The sequence below is a fragment of the Streptomyces puniciscabiei genome (assembly GCF_006715785.1).
GTDB classification, from domain to species: domain Bacteria; phylum Actinomycetota; class Actinomycetes; order Streptomycetales; family Streptomycetaceae; genus Streptomyces; species Streptomyces puniciscabiei.
The window spans coordinates 6,530,347-6,549,396 of record NZ_VFNX01000001.1 but is presented as its reverse complement, the minus strand read 5'-3'; the positions used below and the strand labels follow the sequence as shown (position 1 = coordinate 6,549,396).

Below are 19,050 nucleotides of genomic sequence, written 5' to 3'. Positions count from 1 at the left end.
GGTGGCCGGGCATCCCGGTGGAGCCGGGGATTCCGTACCGGCCGGGCGGGCAGGACACCAGGACACACAGCAGCAACAGACCGGAAATCAACAAACTGTTCAAGCAGCTTACGGTCTCGTCCTGTTCGGATGCCACTCCCCGCCCGCGCACCGCTGGAGTCCCCATGGCCACCACCGCAGACGTCCACCCCGTCGACGAGATACCACCGGCACGGCAGTTGGCGGCCTTCGGGCTGCAGCATGTGCTCGCGATGTACGCGGGTGCCGTCGCCGTGCCGCTGATCGTGGGCGGCGCGATGAAGCTGTCGCCCGCCGACCTGGCGTATCTGATCACCGCCGACCTGCTGGTGTGCGGGATCGCCACGCTGATCCAGTGCGTGGGTTTCTGGCGGTTCGGCGTCCGGCTGCCGATCATGCAGGGCTGTACGTTCGCTGCGGTGTCGCCGATGGTGCTCATCGGGACGACGGGCGGCGGACTGCCCGCGATCTACGGCTCGGTGATCGTCGCGGGCCTGGCCATCGTGCTGCTCGCGCCGGTCTTCGGCCGACTGCTGCGCTTCTTCCCGCCGCTGGTGACCGGCACGGTCATCCTGGTCATCGGGATCTCGCTGCTGCCGGTCGCGGGCAACTGGGCGGCGGGCGGCGCCGGCGCGAAGGACTTCGGGGAGCCGAGGAACCTGGCGCTGGCGGCCTTCGTGCTGACGGTGGTGCTGACCGTGCAGCGGTTCGCGCCCGCCACCCTCGGCCGCATCGCCGTACTGATCGGGATCGCGGTGGGCCTGGCGGTCGCGGTGCCGTTCGGGTTCACCGACTTCAGCGGGGTCTCCGGCGCCGACTGGGTGGGCATCAGCACGCCGTTCCACTTCGGGGCGCCGCAGTTCAAGGCCTCCGCGATCGTGTCCATGCTGGTCGTCGCTCTCGTCACCATGACCGAGACGACGGGTGACCTGATCGCCGTGGGCGAGCTGACCGGGCGAAAGGTCGAGCCGCGCTCGCTCGCCGACGGCCTGCGCGCGGACGGTCTGTCGACGGTGCTGGGCGGGGTGTTCAACACCTTCCCGTACACGGCGTACGCGCAGAACGTGGGCCTGGTCGGGATGACCCGGGTGCGCAGCCGCTGGGTGGTCGCGACGGCCGGCGGGATCCTGGTGCTGCTCGGCCTGCTGCCCAAGCTGGGCGCGGTGGTCGCGGCGGTCCCGGCGCCGGTGCTGGGCGGCGCCGGGCTGGTCATGTTCGGTACCGTCGCGGCGAGCGGGCTGCGGACGCTGGCCCGGGTCGACTTCCGGGGCAACCACAATCCGACCGTGGTGGCCGTGTCGGTGGCGATCGGCATGCTGCCGGTGGGGGTGCCGACGGTCTACGAGAAGTTCCCGGACTGGTTCCAGACGGTGATGAACAGCGGGATCAGCGCGGGCTGCCTGTCCGCGATCGTACTCAACCTGCTCTTCAACCACCTTCCGCGGAAGTCGGGTTCAGGTGCCGTCGCCAAGTCGGCCGGCCTGCCGGTCGGCGGCCGCGAGGAGGCTGTCGAGCAGACCCGGGAAGAGCCCGTCTAGATCGTCCCGGCGCAGGCCGTTCATCTTGGCCGTGCCGCGGTAGACCTGCCGGACGACCCCGCTCTCGCGCAGCACCCGGAAGTGATGCGTGGTGGTGGACTTGGTCACCGGCAGGTCGAACTGCGAGCAGGCCAACTCCGCTTCCCGCGAGGCGAGTTCACGAACGATCTGCAGCCGCATGGGGTCGGAGAGCGCGTGCAGCACGGCCTCCAGGCGGATCTCCTCCCGCTCCGGATGCGGCAGCGCGCGGCCGGCGGGGGCGATGTCGGTCACGGCGGCTGCCCTTCGTCGCGGAACGTCTCGGCTACGACCATTATACGAGAGGCGTCGTAGTTTGACACCTCTCGTAGTACGAGTCCTATCGTATGAGTCGACCAGAGGTCCCGTGGCGAACGGAGTCTGACGTGAGCGCGCTCTTCGAGAGCATCACCCTGCGCGAAGTGACCATCCCGAACCGGGTATGGATGCCCCCGATGTGCCAGTACTCGGCCGAGCCTGAGGGTCCGCGCGCGGGCGCCCCGCACGACTGGCACTTCGCGCACTACGCGGCGCGCGCCACGGGCGGCACCGGCCTGATCGTCGTGGAGGCCACCGCGGTCTCGCCGGAGGGCCGGATCTCCCCCTACGACCTCGGCCTGTGGAACGACACCCAGGTGGAGGCCTTCCGCCGGATCACCCGCTTCCTCACCGCCCAGGGCACGGTCCCGGGGATCCAGCTGGCACACGGTGGCCGCAAGGCGTCCACCGACCAGCCGTGGAAGGGCGGCGCTCCGGTCGGACCGGAGGCGCACGGCTGGCAGCCGGTCGCTCCGAGCGCGGTGCCCTTCGACGAGCACCACCCCGTGCCGACCGAGCTGACGGTGGACGGGATCCAGGAGATCGTGGGCCGGTTCGCCGCAGCGGCCCGCCGGGCACTCGCCGCCGGCTTCGAGATCGCCGAGATCCACGGCGCCCACGGCTACCTGATCAACGAGTTCCTGTCCCCGCACTCCAACCACCGCACCGACGCCTACGGCGGCTCCTACGAGAACCGCACCCGGTTCGCCCTCGAGGTCGTGGACGCCGTACGGGACGTGTGGCCCGAGGACAAGCCCGTGTTCTTCCGCATCTCGGCCACCGACTGGCTCCAGGACGGCGGCTGGACCACGGAGGACACCGTCCGGCTCGCCCGTGATCTGCACGCCCACGGCGTCGACCTGCTCGACGTCTCCACCGGCGGCAACGCCTCCGGCGTGACCATTCCGACCGGGCCCGGCTACCAGGTGCCGTTCGCCGCCCGGGTGAAGGCCGAGACACCGCTGCGCGTCGCCGCCGTGGGCCTGATCACCGAGTTCGAGCAGGCCGAGAAGATCGTGACCAACGGCGAGGCCGACGCCGTCCTGCTGGGCCGCGAGCTGCTGCGCAACCCCTCCTGGGCCCGGCACGCGGCCCGCGAACTGGGCGGCGAGGTACGGGTCCCGGACCCGTACCACCGGTCGGTCTGACCACGGCCGACCGCCCCGACCTCCGACACCGGCAACGGCCGCAACCAGCCACCCTTGGCGCGGTCGGTGGCCGGCCACCGGGCAACCACCGGCCCGGCAGGCCGACCGCCCAGCCCGACCACAGCGACCGGCCAACCCGACCGCCGACACCGGCAACGGCCGCAACCGGCCACCCTTGGCGCGGTCGGTGGCCGGCCACCGGGCAACCACCGGCCCGGCAGGCCGACCGCCCAGCCCGACCACAGCGACCGGCCAACCCGACCGCCGACACCGGCAACGGCCGCAACCGGCCACCCTTGGCGCGGTCGGTGGCCGGCCACCGGGCAACCACCGGCCCGGCAGGCCGACCGCCCAGCCCGACCACAGCGACCGGCCAACCCGACCGCCGGCACCGGCCCGCTCCGAGCGGCGGCCACACGGCCACCCACCGGCCGGGCAGCGCGACCACCCCGCCACCACCAGCCGACCCGACCACCGCCCCCAGCCACCACCAGCCCGGTCCGAGCGCGGCCACACGGCCACCCACCGGCCAGGCAGCGCGACCGCCCGGCACCTGCCGGCCGCCACGGTCACCGCCGGCCGGTACGGCCACGGCCGAGAGGCCGGTCAGCGGGGCAGCAGGCGGCCGACCGTTTCCTCCAGGCGGGGCAGGACCCGTTGGCCCGCCAGGGCCAGGGCGATCGCTGCCAGGACGCCGGTCCAGGCGACCGGGCCGAGCGGGGTGCATCCGACGGCGTGGCTGACGCCGGGGATCTGCACCGCCGCGACCAGCGCGGCGGCGGAACCCAGGCAGGTAATCTGCACCAGGCGGCTCTCGCGCCGGTCCAGCCACGTCTGCACGAGCTGGGTGCCGACCACCCCGCACAGCGCCATCGTGCTGGAGCGGCGCGCGCTGCCGGGCGTGAAGCGGCCGATCAGCCAGGCCGTCACCGCACCCAGCGAGGTGGTGAGCGCCCGGTGCCGGATCTGCCGCAGCAGGGGCGCGCCCAGGACGGCGGAGGCGTCCTCCGGCGATCCGCCGCGGGCACGCACGGCGCCGGGTTCGCCGCCCTCGGGCGATCCGCCGTGGCCCGGTACCGGCGCGTCCTCCTTCTCGGTCACCGCCACCGCCATCGACGGGAACAGGTCGGTGAAGAGGTTCACCATGAGCATCTGCCGAGTGGACAGCGGCGCCCGGCCGGACAGCAGCGTGCCGAGGATGCCGAACCCGACCTCGCCCGCGTTGCCGCCGATCAGGATGGCGATGGCGTCGGCCACGCTGTGCCACAGCGCCCGGCCCTCGCCCACCGCGTCGATCAGGACCGTCAGATCACCGTCGGTGAGGACGATGTCGGCGGCGTTGCGCGCGGCGGCCGAACCGCGCGCGCTGATCCCGACGCCGATGTCGGCGGCGCGGATGGCCGCGGCGTCGTTGGCGCCGTCGCCGACCATGCCGACGACCCGGCCCGCGTCCCGCAGCGCCTCCACGACCTGGAGCTTCTGCTCGGGCGCCACCCGGGCCACCACGCCCGCGTCGCGCAGCATCCGGGCCCTGGACGCCCGGTCCGCCGCCGCCAGCTCGTCGCCGGTGACCACGACGGTGTCCTCGGGCCAGCCCAGCTCGGCCGCGATGGCCCGCGCGGTCTGCGGATGGTCCCCGGTGAGCATGACCGGTCGTACCCCTGCCTCGAGCAGCCCCGCCACCAGCGCCGTGGAGGTCTCGCGCGGTACGTCGGAGAGGGCGAGGAGCCCGGTGAACTCCAGGTCGCCCAGCGGCTGTTCGAGGACGTCGGCCTCCTGCTCGCCGGCGCCGAGCCGCCGTTCGGCCACGGCCAGCACCCTCAGGCCGTCCCCGGCCAGCGTGTGGGCCGCCTCGGCGGCGTGCTCGGGCAGCCCGGCGCAGGCGGGCAGCACGGTCTCCGGGGCGCCCTTGACCACCAGCACCGGCGGGCCGTCCCCGCTCCGGCCGACGGCGGCGGCGTAACCGCGTGCCGCCTCGAAGGGCAGGTCCGCCAGCTGCGTCCACTCCGGGTCGGGACCGGCCGCGGCCAGCACGGCCTCGTCGGTGGCGTGCACCGGCTGCTCGGAATCTCCGTCGATGCGCGGGCAGGCGCGGGCGGCGGCCCGGACGGTGTCCGCGGAGCCGGCGTCGCCCACCGGGCGCACCGTGCCGTCGGCGTCCGAGGTGCGCACCAGGCGCAGCCGGTTCTCGGTGAGCGTGCCGGTCTTGTCGAAGCAGAAGGTGTCCATGCGGCCCAGCGCCTCCAGCGTGCGGGGGGTACGCACGAGGACTCCGTCGCGGCTCAGCCGCCGGGCGGCCGCCAGCTGGGCGACCGTGGCCACCAGCGGCAGGCCCTCGGGCACGGCCGCCACGGCCACCGCCACCCCACCGCTGACCGCCTCCCGGATGGCGGTGCCGCGCACCAGCGCCAGACCCGTGACCGCGGCGCCGCCGGCCAGGGTCAACGGCAATGCCTTGCGGGTGAGTTCCTGCAGCCGGGCCTGTACGCCACCGGCCGGGGGCACCCGGGCGGCCAGGTGGACGGCGCGGGCGGCCTCCGTGTGGTCACCGATGTCGACCACCACGGCACGGGCCTGGCCCGCCACCACGGTCGTACCCTCGAAGACCATGCAGCGCCGGTCGGCGACCGGGGCGTGCGGGGTCGGGTCCGTCTGCTTCTCCACCGGCAGGGACTCGCCGGTCAGGGCCGACTCGTCGACCTCCAGACCGTCCTGCCACAGCAGCCGGGCGTCGGCGGGCACCACGTCGTCGCCCTTGAGCTGGATCACATCGCCGGGATGCAGTTTGCCGGCCTCCACCGTGCGCGTGCCGCCGGCCGGCGCCTCGGTCTCCGGCGGGACGAGGCGCGCCTTCTGCCGCTGCTCCGCGAGCAGTCCGGACAGCGCCCTTTCGGCGCGCAGCCGCTGGATGCCGCCGACCAGGGCGTTCAGGTCAAGGGCGCCGACGACGAGCAGGGCGTCCACCATCGAGCCGAGGAGCGCCGACGCCGCCGAGCCGACCGCGAGGACCGGGGTGAGCGGGTCGTGGAGTTCGCCCCGTACGGCACGCCCGAGCCGGTAGGTCCAGCGCAGGGGTGCGGCGGCCGGGTGCCCGAGGACGCCGGCGGCGGCGTTGCGCGCCCGGCCGGTCAGCGCCTCGAACGCGCCGATCTCCTCGGCCGGTTCGTGCTCCAGCCGCTCCCGGGCCTGCTCGGGGTCCAGCTCGTGCCAGTGCACGCGCGGGTGCGGATGCGGGGGCCGGGCCGCCGCCACGCCGAGCGCGGCCCGGCCCCCGGAGAGCAGGGCCGACACGGCGGCGGCGTCGACCGGGGCGTGCCGCAGCCCCGGCAGCGCGGCGAGGCGCCCGCGACCGCTGCCCGACTCGCCGACGGCCACGAGCAGCCCGGACAGCGCGGCACCGGAGCGGGCCAGGGTCTGGGCGTGCCCGCCGACCGTGCGGGCGGCCGGGATCGCGGTCAGCACCCGCCATACGTCGGGCAGTCCGTGCAGGGCGAGGAGGTCCGCGCCCCAGACCACGGCGCCGTCGTGGTCGGTGAGGGCGAGGGCGATGTCGGCGCAGCGCAGCCCGTCCAGCACGTCGCGTTCGTCGGCCGTGCGCACCCGGGCGACGGCGAGCACCGCGCCGGTGTCGCCGCGCGCCTGGTACACCACGTCGTCCAGCGGCCGGCGCGCGTCGACCACCTGGTCGGCGAGGCCGGTGAAGTCCTCCAGGGCGGGGTCGTCCACGAGCACCACGCGCAGTCCGGCCCGGCGGGCCGCGTCCAGCACCGGCTCGGCCCACGGGTCGGGCTCTCCCTCGGCGGTGCGCAGCGCGCTGGGGTGCAGAACGATCGTGCCGGCCAGCTCCAGGCGGCGCAGCCGGTCCGGGTCGCGGACCAGGACTCCCGCGCGGGCGAGCGCGGCGCTCAGCAGCGCGTGGAAGGCGGCGGGGCCGTAGCGGGCGGCCTTCGGCGAGCCGGCGAGGACCGCCTCCGCCGCCTCGGTCCCGTCGTGCTTGACCAGCAGGGTGGCAGCGGCGCCCAGCACGCTGCCCGCGGAGGCGTGCTCGGCGTACTCCTGTGCCGGGGACTCCTTGAGCGGCGGGCGGGGGGCGCCGTCCGCCGGGAGACTGACCCGGCCGGGCGCGCACAACTGGTCGTGCACCGCGTCGAAGGCGGCGGCGCGCGCCACCGTCTCGGCCACCTGGCAGGCCCGCAGGACACCGTCGAGGAGGAGGGAGGTGGGGGTCTGTCCGGCCCCGTGGACCGCGGCGTTCGCGCAGGCGAGCAGGAGGTCCATGCGGTTGTCCCCGACCCGGGCGCGCAGCCAGCCGCGGAAGCGCGGGTTCTCCCGCAGCAGTGTCACCACCGCGGTGGCCAGGCGCGGTGAGGGCGGCAGCCGGAGCGCGTACGCGGTGAGCGCGACGCCGATGCCCACCGTGTCGGCGGCGAGCGTGGCCACGGCCGCGCGCACCCCGGCCGGGTCCGCGGGATGCGTGGTGTCGTCGACGTCCGCGGCGGCCAGCAGCAGCCCGTGCCGCTCGGCCAGTTCGGCGGCCTGGTCCATGATCCGGTCGGTGGCCTCCTCCTCGGTCGCCGTCACCACCAGACGCGCGAGCCCCTGGTCCCAGTAGGCCACGAGCACATCGGGGCGCTCCGCCAGCGTCTCGGCCACCCGGCGCGCCAGATGTGCCGTGCCGCCCGCGCGCCGGACGCGCTCCTGCTCCGCCGGGCGCAGGGCGAGATGGGCACGGGCCCCGGCGCGCCAGTGGTCGCCGGCGCCGGGCAGCGCGTTGCGCGCGACCCGTGCCACCCGTACGGCGGCGTCCGCGCCGCGCACTCCGGCGCGCGCCGTTCCCGCGGCGGCGCCGGCGGCCGCTCCGACCGCCGGCGCCAGCAGCCGCGGTGCGGCGGGCAGCAGGCGTACGGCCGCCGAGGGCACCGTCAGCAGTCGGACCACCATGGCCCTCCTCAGAGCGTGGTGCGGTCGGGCCGCGCCGTGGGACCGAGCCGTCCGGTGGACGCCTTGCCCACCGCGCTCTCGGCGCCTTGGGCGGTCCGGGTGCGGGCGGTGGCCCCGTGGCTTCCGGCTGTTCTGGCGCTGCCGGTCGCCTTGCCCCCGCCGGATGTGTGGCCGGTCCGGGATGCGGCGGTGTCGCCGGACGTCCCGAGGCCGCCGGTCGCCCGGGCGGCCGGGGACTCCGTCGCGCTGCCGGGAGTCGCGGTGCCGCCGCCTTCCCGGCCGGTCCGTGACGCTGTCGCGCTGCCGGCTGCCCGGCCGCTTCCGTGTGTTCCGGTGCCACCGGGGGGCGGGCTCTCCGCCGCGGCAGCCTCGGCGGCGCCCGCCGCCTCGACCCCGGCCTCCGCGGCGCCGGCGTCCCAGGCTTCGCCGGTGGTCTCGGCGGCCTCCGCGACCCCCGCGCCGCGACCGCCCGGGTCCCTCGCTCCCGCCGACGCCGCGCCACCCGGGGCGGGGGCCCGGGCCCCGCTGCCGTGGCCGGACCTGAGGGCGGCGGTGGCGAGGTCATGGGCGGGTTCGACGGTGTGCTCTCCCCCGCCCCCGCCGTCCGCCGGATGTGCGGGCCGGGGCTGGGTGAGCCAGGCCACCGCCGCGCCGGTGAGGGCCACGGGCCACTCCACCACGCCCGCGGCACCGAGCACTCCGGCCCCCGCGTACACCGCGATGCGCCGCCCGCGGGGCGAGACCGCGCCGACCTTGTCCAGGGTTCCCTCCGCGGCCCTGCTCACCATCCCGGCGCCGGGCACCCTGCGCAGTACCGAGGCCGCGCCGCGCAGGGGCGCCGTGAGGGCCGACGACGACTTCTGCTCAGCCATGACTCTCCTCGGGTGAGATCCTCTTGCGTGCCCCACCGAGTGCCCGCCACCGGGCTGGTCATCCCCGTTTCCCGCCCGGGGATGTCCACTATCCAGGGAACGCCCGGCACCGCGCCCGCGCCACCCGCGCCGCGCGAGCACCCCGCCCCGGACGTCCCGTTCCCGGGCGGCTCAGCGGCCTGTCGTGGAACAGCCCCTCGGGCACGGCCGAGGCGAGGACCCGTACCCCTCGGGGTCGAGATGCAGCCAGTCGCCGGCCTGGAGGGCGGCCGGCAGCGGTCCGGTGCCGCGGGGTCGCCCACCGCGCCGTCGAAGTCGATCACCAGCGTCGCGTCGACCGAGCCGTGACCTACCGCATCCACGAAGACCCGGTGCGCGCCCGTTGGCGCCTCACCGTCGCCCGGACCCTCCCTGCGGCCACGACCGTGCCGCTCAGCCCTGATCCAGGCGGCGGGCGTCGGGCTCAGCCTCCAGCCCGCCTCCGTCGTGATCGTCTGCGAGCCCCGGATCAAGCCGACCGCCGACCGTCGAACAGCAGGCGGTGGCCCATCCGCCACCGCAGGGGCCAGGTACGGCCTGTCCCGGTGGCGACCGCGGACGCCGTCGACCTGTCGGACACCGGGATGGCGCGCCGTATAGTCGCGGAGGGACGGACCAGCCTGGGCCTTTCGACCGGCCGGGCGGGCGGCGATGGCGGGTGAGCTCCCGTACGACGTCCCCGCCGCCCGAACCGGCGCGGCGACCGACAGCGCTGCGTGACGGTGGCACCGGGGCGCGCCCACGGCCGAGGTCGGCGACCGGCGGCCTACGGGCGCCAGGAGTCGTCGTATCCGGGGTGGTCGGTGTAGGGCACGGCGAGCAGGCGCAGTGTGGTGCACGGTGAACGGGGCCACTCGGCCTCGCGGCAGGCGCGGCACGTGCCGTCGTCCCGTGTGCGGTGCTCCGCCAACAGCGCCTGTTTCGCCTCGAGTTCGCGCAGCACCCGCGCCGGATCGTGCCGGGCGACATGGGTGAGCAGCTTCACGGGATCCTCCGCCCCGAACTGCACCATGGGTGTGTGCGTGGTCCTGGCGTCCTGGGAGGTGAGCACCTGCTCGATCTCGTCGGCCATGACGCCCCAGACCGCCCCGGGCGCACCGGCGATCGCGTCCCGGGCCACCCGTTCCTCCTCCTGGAACCGGGCGCGCAGGAACCGTTCGAGGGCCACGGCCGTCATGCGGCGCGCTCCCTTCGCCCCACCGACGCGGCCAGCTCCCGCTGATAGCCGGCATAGGCCGCGCGCAGGGTCTCCCCGGGCCAGTCGGCGGGCAGGAGCCCGGGGGGCAGGACGGGGTCGGTGAGCAGGTGGCGTACGGCGGCGGCGTAGGCGGTGAGGCGGTCCGCCGGGGTCCGGGCGGTCGCGGTGCGGGCGAGCAGGGTCCGCGCGGTGGCCGTCCAGGCGTCCAGCGGCCAGAGGCGGGCGACCAGGTCGTGCGCGGGCTCGTCGGGGCGCGCGGTGTACGTCCGGGCGACGGAGCCCAGCATGTGCGGCAGGGGACGGTCGAGGTTGGCCGGGCGCAGCCATACGCCCTCGCGGAGTTCCGCCAGGCGCAGTGCGGCCAGCCGGGTGCGCAGCTCGGCGCGTTCGGCGGGGCCGCGGCCGGTCGCCGTGATGACCACCATCTCCCAGTCGCCGTCCCACGCGCGCGTGCCCGGCCGCAGCGCCTCGTCCTGGCGCCGCTGGCGCGCCAGCAGCCGGTCGCTGAGCCGGTAGACGGCGTCGGTGCGGCGCAGGTCCCCCGCGGTGACCATCCGGCTGAGCGCGGCCCGCAGCGTGGAGCCGCCGACACCGAAGGGCTCCACCAGCCGGACCAGGTCCTTCACCGGCAGCTCCGCCGGGTGCGCGCCGAGGAGCAGGCTCAGCACGACCGACCGCGCGGACAGCGGCCGCAGGCCTGCCTCCTCCGGCTCGGGCGAGGGGTTCATGAGCATGGACGCGTACTGTACGTGCACCTCCTTGTTGCAGCATTGCTACGACCGCAGCGAGAGTGCAACATGTTCCCATGGTCTCGATTCCCGCGCAGTCGCCTGCGCAGCCGCAGCCTCAGCCGCAGTACGCCACACACGAGGTCACCAACCAGCCCCCGCCGTCGGCCCCTTACGACGCCTCCGACGACGCGGCCCTGCTGGAGGGGCTGCGCCGGGAGGGCGCCGGCTGGGCCGAGGACGACATCCGGCGCCTGGGGGCGCGCGCCGGCAGCGCCGAGGCGCAGGAGTGGGGTGAACTGGCGAACCGGCACGAGCCGGTCCTGCGCACCCACGACCGCTACGGCCACCGGGTCGACGAGGTGGAGTTCCATCCCAGCTGGCACCGCCTGATGCGGACGGCCGTCGCCGAGGGCCTGGCCGGCGCCCCGTGGGCGGACGCGCGGCCCGGCGCCCATGTGGCCCGTACCGCGGGCGGGCTGGTGTGGGGGCACACGGAGGCCGGGCACGGCTGCCCGACGTCGATGACGTACGCCGCCGTGCCCGCACTGCGCGCCCAGCCGGATCTGGCCAAGGTCTACGAACCGCTGCTCACCAGCCGGGAGTACGACCCGCAGCTGCGCGTGCCGACGGAGAAGCCGGGTCTGCTCGCGGGAATGGGCATGACCGAGAAGCAGGGCGGGTCGGACGTCCGGACGAACACCACCGCGGCCACGCCCACCGCGGAGCCCGGCGTGTACACGCTGCGCGGGCACAAGTGGTTCACGTCGGCCCCGATGTGCGACGTCTTCCTGGTTCTCGCGCAGGCTCCGGGCGGGCTGTCGTGTTTCCTGGTGCCGCGTGTGCTGCCGGACGGCAGCCGCAACACCTTCCGCATCCAGCGGCTGAAGGACAAGCTGGGCAACCGCTCCAACGCGTCCTCGGAGCCGGAGTTCGACGGCACGGTGGCCTGGCTCGTCGGGCCGGAGGGGCGCGGGGTGAAGACCATCATCGAGATGGTCAACTGCACCCGGCTGGACTGTGTGATGTCCTCGGCGACCCTGATGCGCAAGACGCTTGTCGAGGCGGGGCATCACGCCCGGCACCGCAGCGCGTTCGGGGCCCGGCTGATCGAGCAGCCGCTGATGCGCAACGTCCTGGCCGACCTGGCGCTGGAGTCGGAGGCGGCGACGACGCTCACGCTGCGGCTGGCCGGCGCGGCCGACCGCGCGGTGCGCGGGGACGCCGGGGAGCGTGCCTTCCGGCGGATCGCCACCGCCGTCGGCAAGTACTGGGTCACCAAGCGGGGCCCGGCGTTCACCGCGGAGGCGCTGGAGTGCCTGGGCGGCAACGGCTATGTCGAGGACTCCGGCATGCCGCGGCACTACCGGGAGGCCCCACTGCTGTCGATCTGGGAGGGCTCGGGCAATGTCAACGCGCTTGACGTGCTGCGCGCCCTCGGCCGCGAACCGGACACCGCCGAGGCCCTGTTCGCCGAGCTCGGCCTCGCGCGCGGGGCGGACGCCCGCCTGGACGCGGCGGTGGCCGCGATCAAGGACCAGCTGGCCGAAACGGACCAGGTGGGCGCCCGCCGACTGGTCGAGCGGATGGCGCTCGCCCTCCAGGCCTCCCTGCTGGTACGGCACGCCCCGCACCCGGTCGCGGACGCCTTCTGCGCGAGCCGGCTGGGCGGCGACTGGGGGCACGCATTCGGCACGCTGCGCTCCGGGACCGACCTCGACACGATCCTCGAGCGTGCCCTGCCCGGCCTGAACTGACTCCTCCCCCGGGCGCCGGTGCTCCTCCCCGGCGGGTGGCCGCGGGCGGCTCGCACCCTGGCCGGTGACAGCCGACGGATCGCACACAGTCAGCACGCAACTCCGGACCGTTGTCAGTGCCGTGGTGCACACTCGCGATCAGGTGGCACTCGTCTGGGGAGGACAACGTGTTCACGGGGATCGACGAGGTCGACTGGGCCTCGCTGCGGCACGCCCACGGCAGCGCGCAGGACGTGCCCGGCTGGTTACGGGCGCTGGCGTCCGCGGACGCCGCCGAGCGTGCGACCGCGCTCGACGGGATGTACGGCGCGCTGCACCCCCAGGGGTGTGTGTACGACTCGACGCTGGCCTGCGTCCCGTTCCTGCTCTCGCTCGTGGCCCGCGAGGAGGTGCCGGACCGGGGCGGCATCGTGGAACTGCTGGTCGGCATCGGCGCGGAGAGCACGGACGGGGACGCACGCGCACGGGAGGCCGTGTGCGCGGGTGCCGAGGTGTTCGTCCGTCTCGTCGGGGACCCGGACCCCGCGGTGCGCCGGGCGACCGCCCCCGCCCTGGTGCACTTCCTGCCCGCGCCGGCCCGGGTCCTGGACCTGTTACGGCAGCGGCTGCGGGCGGAGCGGGACGACCGGGTCCTGCTCGCCCTCCCGGAGGCACTCGCCCTGTTCGTCCGCCGGCACCCCGCGCACGCCGACGCCGCGGTGGACCTCCTGGCCGAACTGAGCGCGCCGCCGTACGCCCCGGGGCTGCGGCTCGCCGCACTCGGTCAGCTCGCACTGGTCGCGCCCGCCCGGCTGCCCGCCGACCTGGTGCCGACGGCGGTCCGGCTGCTGCGGGAGCGCTCCGCGCACCGCGCCCGGGTCTGCGAGCCCCGCGTCGCCGACTCCCTGGTCGGGCGGATATGGCGGCTGCGCCCGTCCGACGAGGAGGGCGCCCGGCTGCTGCGCACCCTGCACACGGCGCTGGGCGACCGCGTGGATGACCGGATCGCGCTCCTCGGCGGGCAGTTGACCGGCCCGGACCCGGTGGTCCGGTGCCACGGCGTGTGGATGGCGGCGGCGCTGCTGCGCGGCTGGCGCGGCGACCACGGCGGCACGGTCCGGCTGCTCGGTGCCCAACTGGACGCGGAGCAGGACTGGTTGCCGGAGGCGGCGGTCGCCGTGCTGGCGGAGCTGTTCGCGCTGGCCGCACCCGCAGCGGACGACCTGTACGCCCTGGTGTATGCCCGGCCCGACCTGTGGACGCACCGCGTGGAGCGCGGCTCCTGCACGCTGGGCGGTCCGCTCAAGGCGCTGGCCAGGAGCGGCGATCCGCGGGCGGTCCCGGCCCTGGCACACCTGCTGGCCGGACCGGCCGCACCGGTGGACCTGGGCTTCGAGGCGGCCCACCTGGGCGCCGCCGCGGCCCCGCTCGCCCCCGCGCTGCGGCACCACCTCGGCCGGATCCCGCCGGCCTCTCCCGACACCGCCCGGCTCGCCGCCCCGCTGCTGGCGGCGGTCGGCGCGATCGGGGACGAGGACGCCGTTCCGGAGGTGCTGCGGCTGCTGCCGGGGGCCCTCGGCGAACCCGGGGCGCGGGGCGAGGCTGTCGCGGGCCGGGTCATCGCAACGCTGGAGGCACTGGGCGCCACCGCGCGGGCGGTGCCGGCCCTCCGCGCGCTCCTCGGCACCCGGCTCGCCGCCGCGGCGGCCGGTGCACTCTGGTCGACGCAGCGGGACGCCTCCGTCGTACTCCCCGTACTGCTGCGGGAGTTGACCGAGGGAGAGCCGGCGAGCCGGCGCACGGCCGCCGTTCAGCTCGGCCGGCTGGGTCCGGCCGCGCGCGCCGCGCTGCCCGCGCTGCACCGCATGACCCGGTCGCGGCACGCTGGGGAGCGGGTACCGGCGGCGTGCGCGGTGTGGCACATCAGCGCTGATCCGGAGCCGGTTCTGCCGGTGTTCCAGCAGGCCTGGGCCCAGGACCCGCACACCCGCCGTGCGATCGCGCGCTGCCTGCCCACGATGGGCCCGGCCGCCGCGCCGCTACGGCACCTGGCGGCAGCGGAACTGGCCGCCCCCCGCCGCCACTTGGCCCAGGCAGGCGGAGGCGGTGTGCGGCACATCGCGGAGGACGAGGCGCTGCTGACCGCGTGCCGGGAGGTGCTGGCGAGGGTGTAGGGGTGTCACGGCAGGCACTCGCCCGAGCCGATGAACTCGGGGACGCGGCTGTTGGCCTCGTAGACGGCGACGCTCCAGCGGGTGTAGTTCCAGGCAGGGTTGCGCCGGTACTCGGCCGTGAGCCTCGGGCAGACGGTCCTGGACACCGCGTCCTGGAAGTCCGACCGCTGGGCCCGGCCCACGAGGACCTCGTCGGTGTCCCGCGCCCACACATAGGCGGCCTTCTCCACCGGGTCGAAGCCCAGGTCGATGGGGTCGGCGCTGCCGAACGGCGCGAGGCCGTTCCCCTGGGCGATCCGGGAGTTCCACTCGGCCGTGATGGCCTTGTCGGTGGCGTCGGCGACCCGTATCTCGGCCCTGTCACTGCTCGGGATCCCGGCGGTGGCGATGCCCTCCTCGCCGCCCTGCCACTGCCCGGCGATCCGGTGGAAACATCCGTCGGTGGCCTCGCCGAAGCCGAGGATCTCCGCCTCGGGATCGCCGTCGTAGTCCTTCCAGGCGACGGCGTAACGGCCATAGGCCCACGTGGCCGGGTCGTCCTTCAGCCGGCGGGCCAGAGCGGTGCAGGCGGCCATCTCCCCGGCCCGGGCGAAGACTTCCTGGTCCTCGGGGGGAATCTGGGAGACCGGGCCGCCGGTCACCATGACGGTCTGGGCCCGCCTGTCGAAGGTGACCGTGGGCGTCATGAAGTCCATGTCCTTGGTGGCGAGCATGTCCGTCACCTCGGCCCGGACCGCCCGGTCGACGGCCCGCTCCTGCGGGGTGCTCGCGACGGCACTGGCCCGCCACTCGTCGGAGGTCGGCTCGGACTCGTCGCCGGCGCGGGTGAAGGCGGGATCGGGCACCCCGGCCAGCGGGTCCACGGGGATGGGGATCCGGCGTGGGTCGGACGGTGACTGCGTGGCCTCGTCCGGGGTCCCGGTGGGGGTGTTGCCGTGCGGGCTCGCGTCGGCGCGCGGTCCGGTGGAGGCGCCGGCCCGGGCCGCGGTGGCGCGGCCCGGGGAGCCCTTGCCGTCCGCGGCACCGTGCCCCTGTCGGCCGACCGCGACGACGCCGCCCGCGGCAGCGCCGAGCACGGCCGCGGCGGCGAGGACGGCGATCAGGGTGCGCCTGCGGGACGGGGGTGTCGGGGCGTGCCAGGTGGGGTCGTCCGGCGCGGGTATGTGCCACCGGGCCGTGACCAGTTCGCCGGCCATGGTGGGCTCCGCCCCGGCTGCGCCGCCGAGGACCTGGGTGGCCTGGCCGGCGAGGAGCCGGGCACACTCCTCGGCCGCCGAGGCCGCGGTCGGCCGCTCGGCGGGAGCCTTGGCGAGGGCTTTGCGTACGAGGCCGAGCAGCGCCTCGGGGACCCCGTCCAGGTCGGGTTCACCGGACATGACCCGGAAGGCGACCGCGTCCGGGGCGCCGGCTCCGAACGGCAGCCGCCCGGTGGCCGCGTGGGCGACGAGCGCTCCCCAGGCGAACAGGTCGCCCTCGGGCCCCGCGGTGCTGGTGCGGTAGTACTCGGGGCTGATCCAGCCCGGAGTGCCGGTCATCACCCCGGTGCGGGTCACGCTGGTGCCGTCCGCGGCACGGGCGATGCCGAAGTCCAGGACCCTCGGGCCGGCCGGGGTGAGGATGACGTTCTGCGGCTTCATGTCGCGGTGCACGACACCGGCCGCGTGGATGGCGGCCAGCGCCTCGGCGGTGCCGGTCGCGAAGGCGTACAGGTTCCCGCCGGTGAGCGGGCCGTGGTCGGTCAGGTACTGGCTGAGGGTGGGGCCGGGGGCGTAGGCCGTCGCCAGCCAGGGCGCGGTGGCCTCGGGATCGGCCGCGAGGAGCGGCACCAGGCAGGGGCCCTGCACCCGGGTGGACAGCTGCACCTCGCGCCGGAACCGGGCACGGAACTCGGGGTCCTCGGCCTGCGCGGGATGGATCACCTTGACCGCGACCCGCAGCCCGTCGGCGGTCAGACCGGCGTGCACGGTGCCCATGCCGCCGACGCCGAGCCGGCCGATGATCCGGTAGGGGCCGATGCGGGAAGGGTCGCCCGGGTGGGCGGGCTGGACGCGTCCCGGGGAGCCGGCAGTGCTCACAGAGTTTCCGTTCCTTGGTGCGGTGGGCAGCGGCCCCGGCCCGTGGCCGGCCGGATGCCGTGTCTTGCGCGTGTGTGACCGGTGAAGAACCTGTGAGGTTGCCTCGGTTCGGACGATGTCATCGGATCGTGACAATAGGCGGCCTCTGCACCGGACTTGACGGCTCCGCAAGCAGTGCCGGTCCCTGCCGGGCCGGGGGCCGGGGCCGTCGGCCGTGGTCAGACCATCCGTCCCCACTGCGGTCCGAGCCGTGCCCACTCCGTGTCCCAGGCGCGCATGCGGCGGCGTTCCAGGCGGCCGCGCAGGGCGAGGCCGCCGACGAGGGGGACGGCGGCGGCGCTCACGCCCACCAGACAGCCGATCAGGTTGCCCCGGAAGGCGGCCTCGGAGGCGGAGGCGGGGCGGCCGACGAGCCGGCCCTGCGGGTCGGTCCAGACCGTGACCGGCGTGCCGGCCCTGCTGCCGGGCTCCACCCGGACCTGACCGGTGTGGGTGGAACCGTCGGCCACGGTCCAGCCGACCTTGGCCCAGACGCGTTCCCCGGCCGTGGCGTGGCGGTGCATGGGAGAGGTTCCGGGGGCTCGTTCCACCACGTGGGCCACGACGGGCCGCCAGGCCGCGCGCTCTCTCGCGAGTCCGTGCTCCACCGTCCCGGCCGCCACGAGGCCGGCCGCGACCCCCGCCAGGACGGTCAGCAGCCAGGCGCCGAGCACCACCCAGGCCTCCACCACATCGGCCCGGCGCCTGAGCGGGTTGCGCCGCCAGCGCCACAGCCACACCTTCGGACCACGGAACGCCTTCAAAGGCATCCTCCTCACGAGCGCACCGACCGGCCGGAACTCCCTCCCATACGCGGGAGATCGCCCCGCTGCTCACGACGAGCCGTCTCCCCGACGGTCGCACGGCACGCCCCGCCCGCGCAGGCGCATGCCGCAACGAGCCCGGGCCGATCTCCGCCACAGGCCGGCGACACCGCCTTGACCTGCGGGAACGTGCACATCAGGGCAGAGTGTCAGTGGCGGGGTGCAGACTGGCCGATAACCGACGACTACGTGTCTCGCGACTACCTGGACGAAGGCGTCCCGGAGGTGATCGGCATGACCGAGGTACTGCTGGCGGTGGGCACCCGCAAAGGCCTGTTCATCGGGCGGCGCAGGGGCGGCGGCGCCTGGGAGTTCGACGACAGTCCGTATTTCAACGCGCAGGCGGTGTACTCGGTCGCGATCGACACCCGTCAGGACCGGCCACGGCTGCTGGCGGGCGGCGACAGCGCGCACTGGGGCCCGTCCGTCTTCCACTCCGACGACCTCGGCCGCACCTGGACCGAACCGCCGCAGCCGGCCGTCAAGTTCCCCAAGGACACCGGCGCCTCGCTGGAGCGAGTCTGGCAGCTGCACCCGGCCGCCGCGGAGCCCGGCGTGGTGTACGCGGGCACGGAACCGGCGGCGCTGTACCGCTCGGAGGACCACGGCGAGAGCTTCACGCTGGTCCGGCCGCTGTGGGAGCATCCGACGCGCTCGCAGTGGGTGCCGGGCGGCGGCGGTGAGGGCCTGCACACCGTGATCACCGACGCCCGCGATCCGAAGGCGGTCACCGTGGCCGTCTCGACGGCCGGGGTGTTCCGCTCGACCGACGGCGGGGCCAGCTGGGCACCGTCCAACTCCGGTGTGTCGGCGGTGTTCCTGCCGGATCCCAACCCGGAGTTCGGCCAGTGCGTGCACAAGATCGCCAAGGACGCGGGCGACCCCGACCGGTTGTATCTGCAGAACCACTGGGGGGTGTACAGAAGCGACGACGCGGGTGCGCACTGGACCGACATCGGCGGGGATCTGCCGTCCACGTTCGGCTTCGCGGTGGCCACCCATCCGCACCGCGCCGAGACGGCGTACGTCTTCCCGATCAACGCGGACGCGGACCGGGTGCCCGCAGAGCACCGCTGCCGGGTCTTCCGCACCGCGGACGCGGGCCGGTCCTGGGAGCCGCTGTCCAAGGGTCTGCCGGAGGAGGATCACTACGGCACGGTGCTGCGGGACGCCCTGTGCACCGACGACGCCGACCCGGCGGGGGTGTACTTCGGCAACCGCAACGGCGAGGTCTTCGCCTCGGCCGACGACGGCGACAGCTGGCAGCAGCTGGCGTCCCATCTGCCGGACGTGCTGTGCGTGCGGGCGGCGGTGATCGGCTGACACGGGCGGGGCGGGCCGCGGGCGGGCGTCGCCGCCGGGCTCCGGCCATCGGTTGATCACC

The 19,050-nt window shown here is 75.3% G+C and carries 12 protein-coding genes; 5 read left to right on the top strand and 7 right to left on the bottom strand.

The window, feature by feature from the left end:
• Positions 1-164: 164 nt before the first annotated feature.
• Positions 165-1,556, top strand: coding sequence for a nucleobase:cation symporter-2 family protein (locus FB563_RS30305; RefSeq protein WP_142219003.1), 1,392 nt, complete (start codon positions 165-167; stop codon positions 1,554-1,556).
• Here FB563_RS30305 and FB563_RS30300 read toward each other — a convergent pair.
• Positions 1,473-1,829: an ArsR/SmtB family transcription factor gene (locus tag FB563_RS30300; RefSeq protein ID WP_142219002.1), complete on the bottom strand. Its 357-nt coding sequence runs from the start codon at positions 1,827-1,829 to the stop codon at positions 1,473-1,475. The two genes, FB563_RS30305 and FB563_RS30300, sit on opposite strands and share 84 nt — an antisense overlap.
• Before the next feature lie 131 nt (positions 1,830-1,960).
• Here FB563_RS30300 and FB563_RS30295 point away from each other — a divergent pair, with 131 nt between their 5' ends.
• On the top strand, positions 1,961-3,040 hold the full coding sequence (locus tag FB563_RS30295; protein ID WP_142219000.1) for an NADH:flavin oxidoreductase/NADH oxidase: 1,080 nt from the start codon (positions 1,961-1,963) through the stop codon (positions 3,038-3,040).
• A gap of 606 nt (positions 3,041-3,646) precedes the next feature.
• Here FB563_RS30295 and FB563_RS30290 read toward each other — a convergent pair.
• The 4 genes from FB563_RS30290 to FB563_RS30270 all read right to left on the bottom strand — a co-directional run bounded on the left by FB563_RS30290 (position 3,647) and on the right by FB563_RS30270 (position 10,824).
• On the bottom strand, positions 3,647-7,981 hold the full coding sequence (locus FB563_RS30290) for a cation-translocating P-type ATPase (protein ID WP_055709367.1): 4,335 nt from the start codon (positions 7,979-7,981) through the stop codon (positions 3,647-3,649).
• A gap of 8 nt (positions 7,982-7,989) precedes the next feature.
• Positions 7,990-8,853: a hypothetical protein gene (locus tag FB563_RS45550; protein WP_411573220.1), complete on the bottom strand. Its 864-nt coding sequence runs from the start codon at positions 8,851-8,853 to the stop codon at positions 7,990-7,992.
• 805 nt (positions 8,854-9,658) lie between these two features.
• On the bottom strand, positions 9,659-10,069 hold the full coding sequence (locus FB563_RS30275; RefSeq protein ID WP_055709366.1) for a DUF6221 family protein: 411 nt from the start codon (positions 10,067-10,069) through the stop codon (positions 9,659-9,661).
• The gene (locus FB563_RS30270; RefSeq protein WP_055709368.1) at positions 10,066-10,824 is read right to left on the bottom strand and encodes a PaaX family transcriptional regulator C-terminal domain-containing protein; all 759 of its coding nucleotides are present in this window, start codon (positions 10,822-10,824) and stop codon (positions 10,066-10,068) included. The genes FB563_RS30275 and FB563_RS30270 overlap by 4 nt, the downstream gene beginning before the upstream one ends.
• A 71-nt stretch (positions 10,825-10,895) precedes the next feature.
• On the opposite strand from FB563_RS30270, the gene FB563_RS30265 reads away from it, so the two are divergent.
• Positions 10,896-12,575 carry a DNA alkylation response protein gene (locus FB563_RS30265; RefSeq protein ID WP_055709365.1) on the top strand — a complete coding sequence of 560 codons (1,680 nt, stop codon included), beginning with the start codon at positions 10,896-10,898 and terminating at the stop codon, positions 12,573-12,575.
• A 167-nt stretch (positions 12,576-12,742) separates the two neighbouring features.
• Positions 12,743-14,728: a hypothetical protein gene (locus FB563_RS30260; protein ID WP_055709364.1), complete on the top strand. Its 1,986-nt coding sequence runs from the start codon at positions 12,743-12,745 to the stop codon at positions 14,726-14,728.
• 5 nt (positions 14,729-14,733) lie between these two features.
• Here FB563_RS30260 and FB563_RS30255 read toward each other — a convergent pair whose 3' ends face one another.
• Both FB563_RS30255 and FB563_RS30250 read right to left on the bottom strand, forming a co-directional pair.
• A complete protein-coding gene (locus tag FB563_RS30255) occupies positions 14,734-16,803 on the bottom strand; it encodes a serine/threonine-protein kinase (RefSeq protein WP_280116575.1) in 2,070 nt (689 codons plus the stop codon).
• A 218-nt stretch (positions 16,804-17,021) separates the two neighbouring features.
• The gene (locus tag FB563_RS30250; protein WP_055707899.1) at positions 17,022-17,612 is read right to left on the bottom strand and encodes an Rv1733c family protein; all 591 of its coding nucleotides are present in this window, start codon (positions 17,610-17,612) and stop codon (positions 17,022-17,024) included.
• Between the two features lie 288 nt (positions 17,613-17,900).
• Here FB563_RS30250 and FB563_RS30245 point away from each other — a divergent pair, with 288 nt between their 5' ends.
• The gene (locus FB563_RS30245) at positions 17,901-18,989 is read left to right on the top strand and encodes a WD40/YVTN/BNR-like repeat-containing protein (protein WP_055707901.1); all 1,089 of its coding nucleotides are present in this window, start codon (positions 17,901-17,903) and stop codon (positions 18,987-18,989) included.
• The last annotated feature ends 61 nt before the right edge of the window (positions 18,990-19,050 follow it).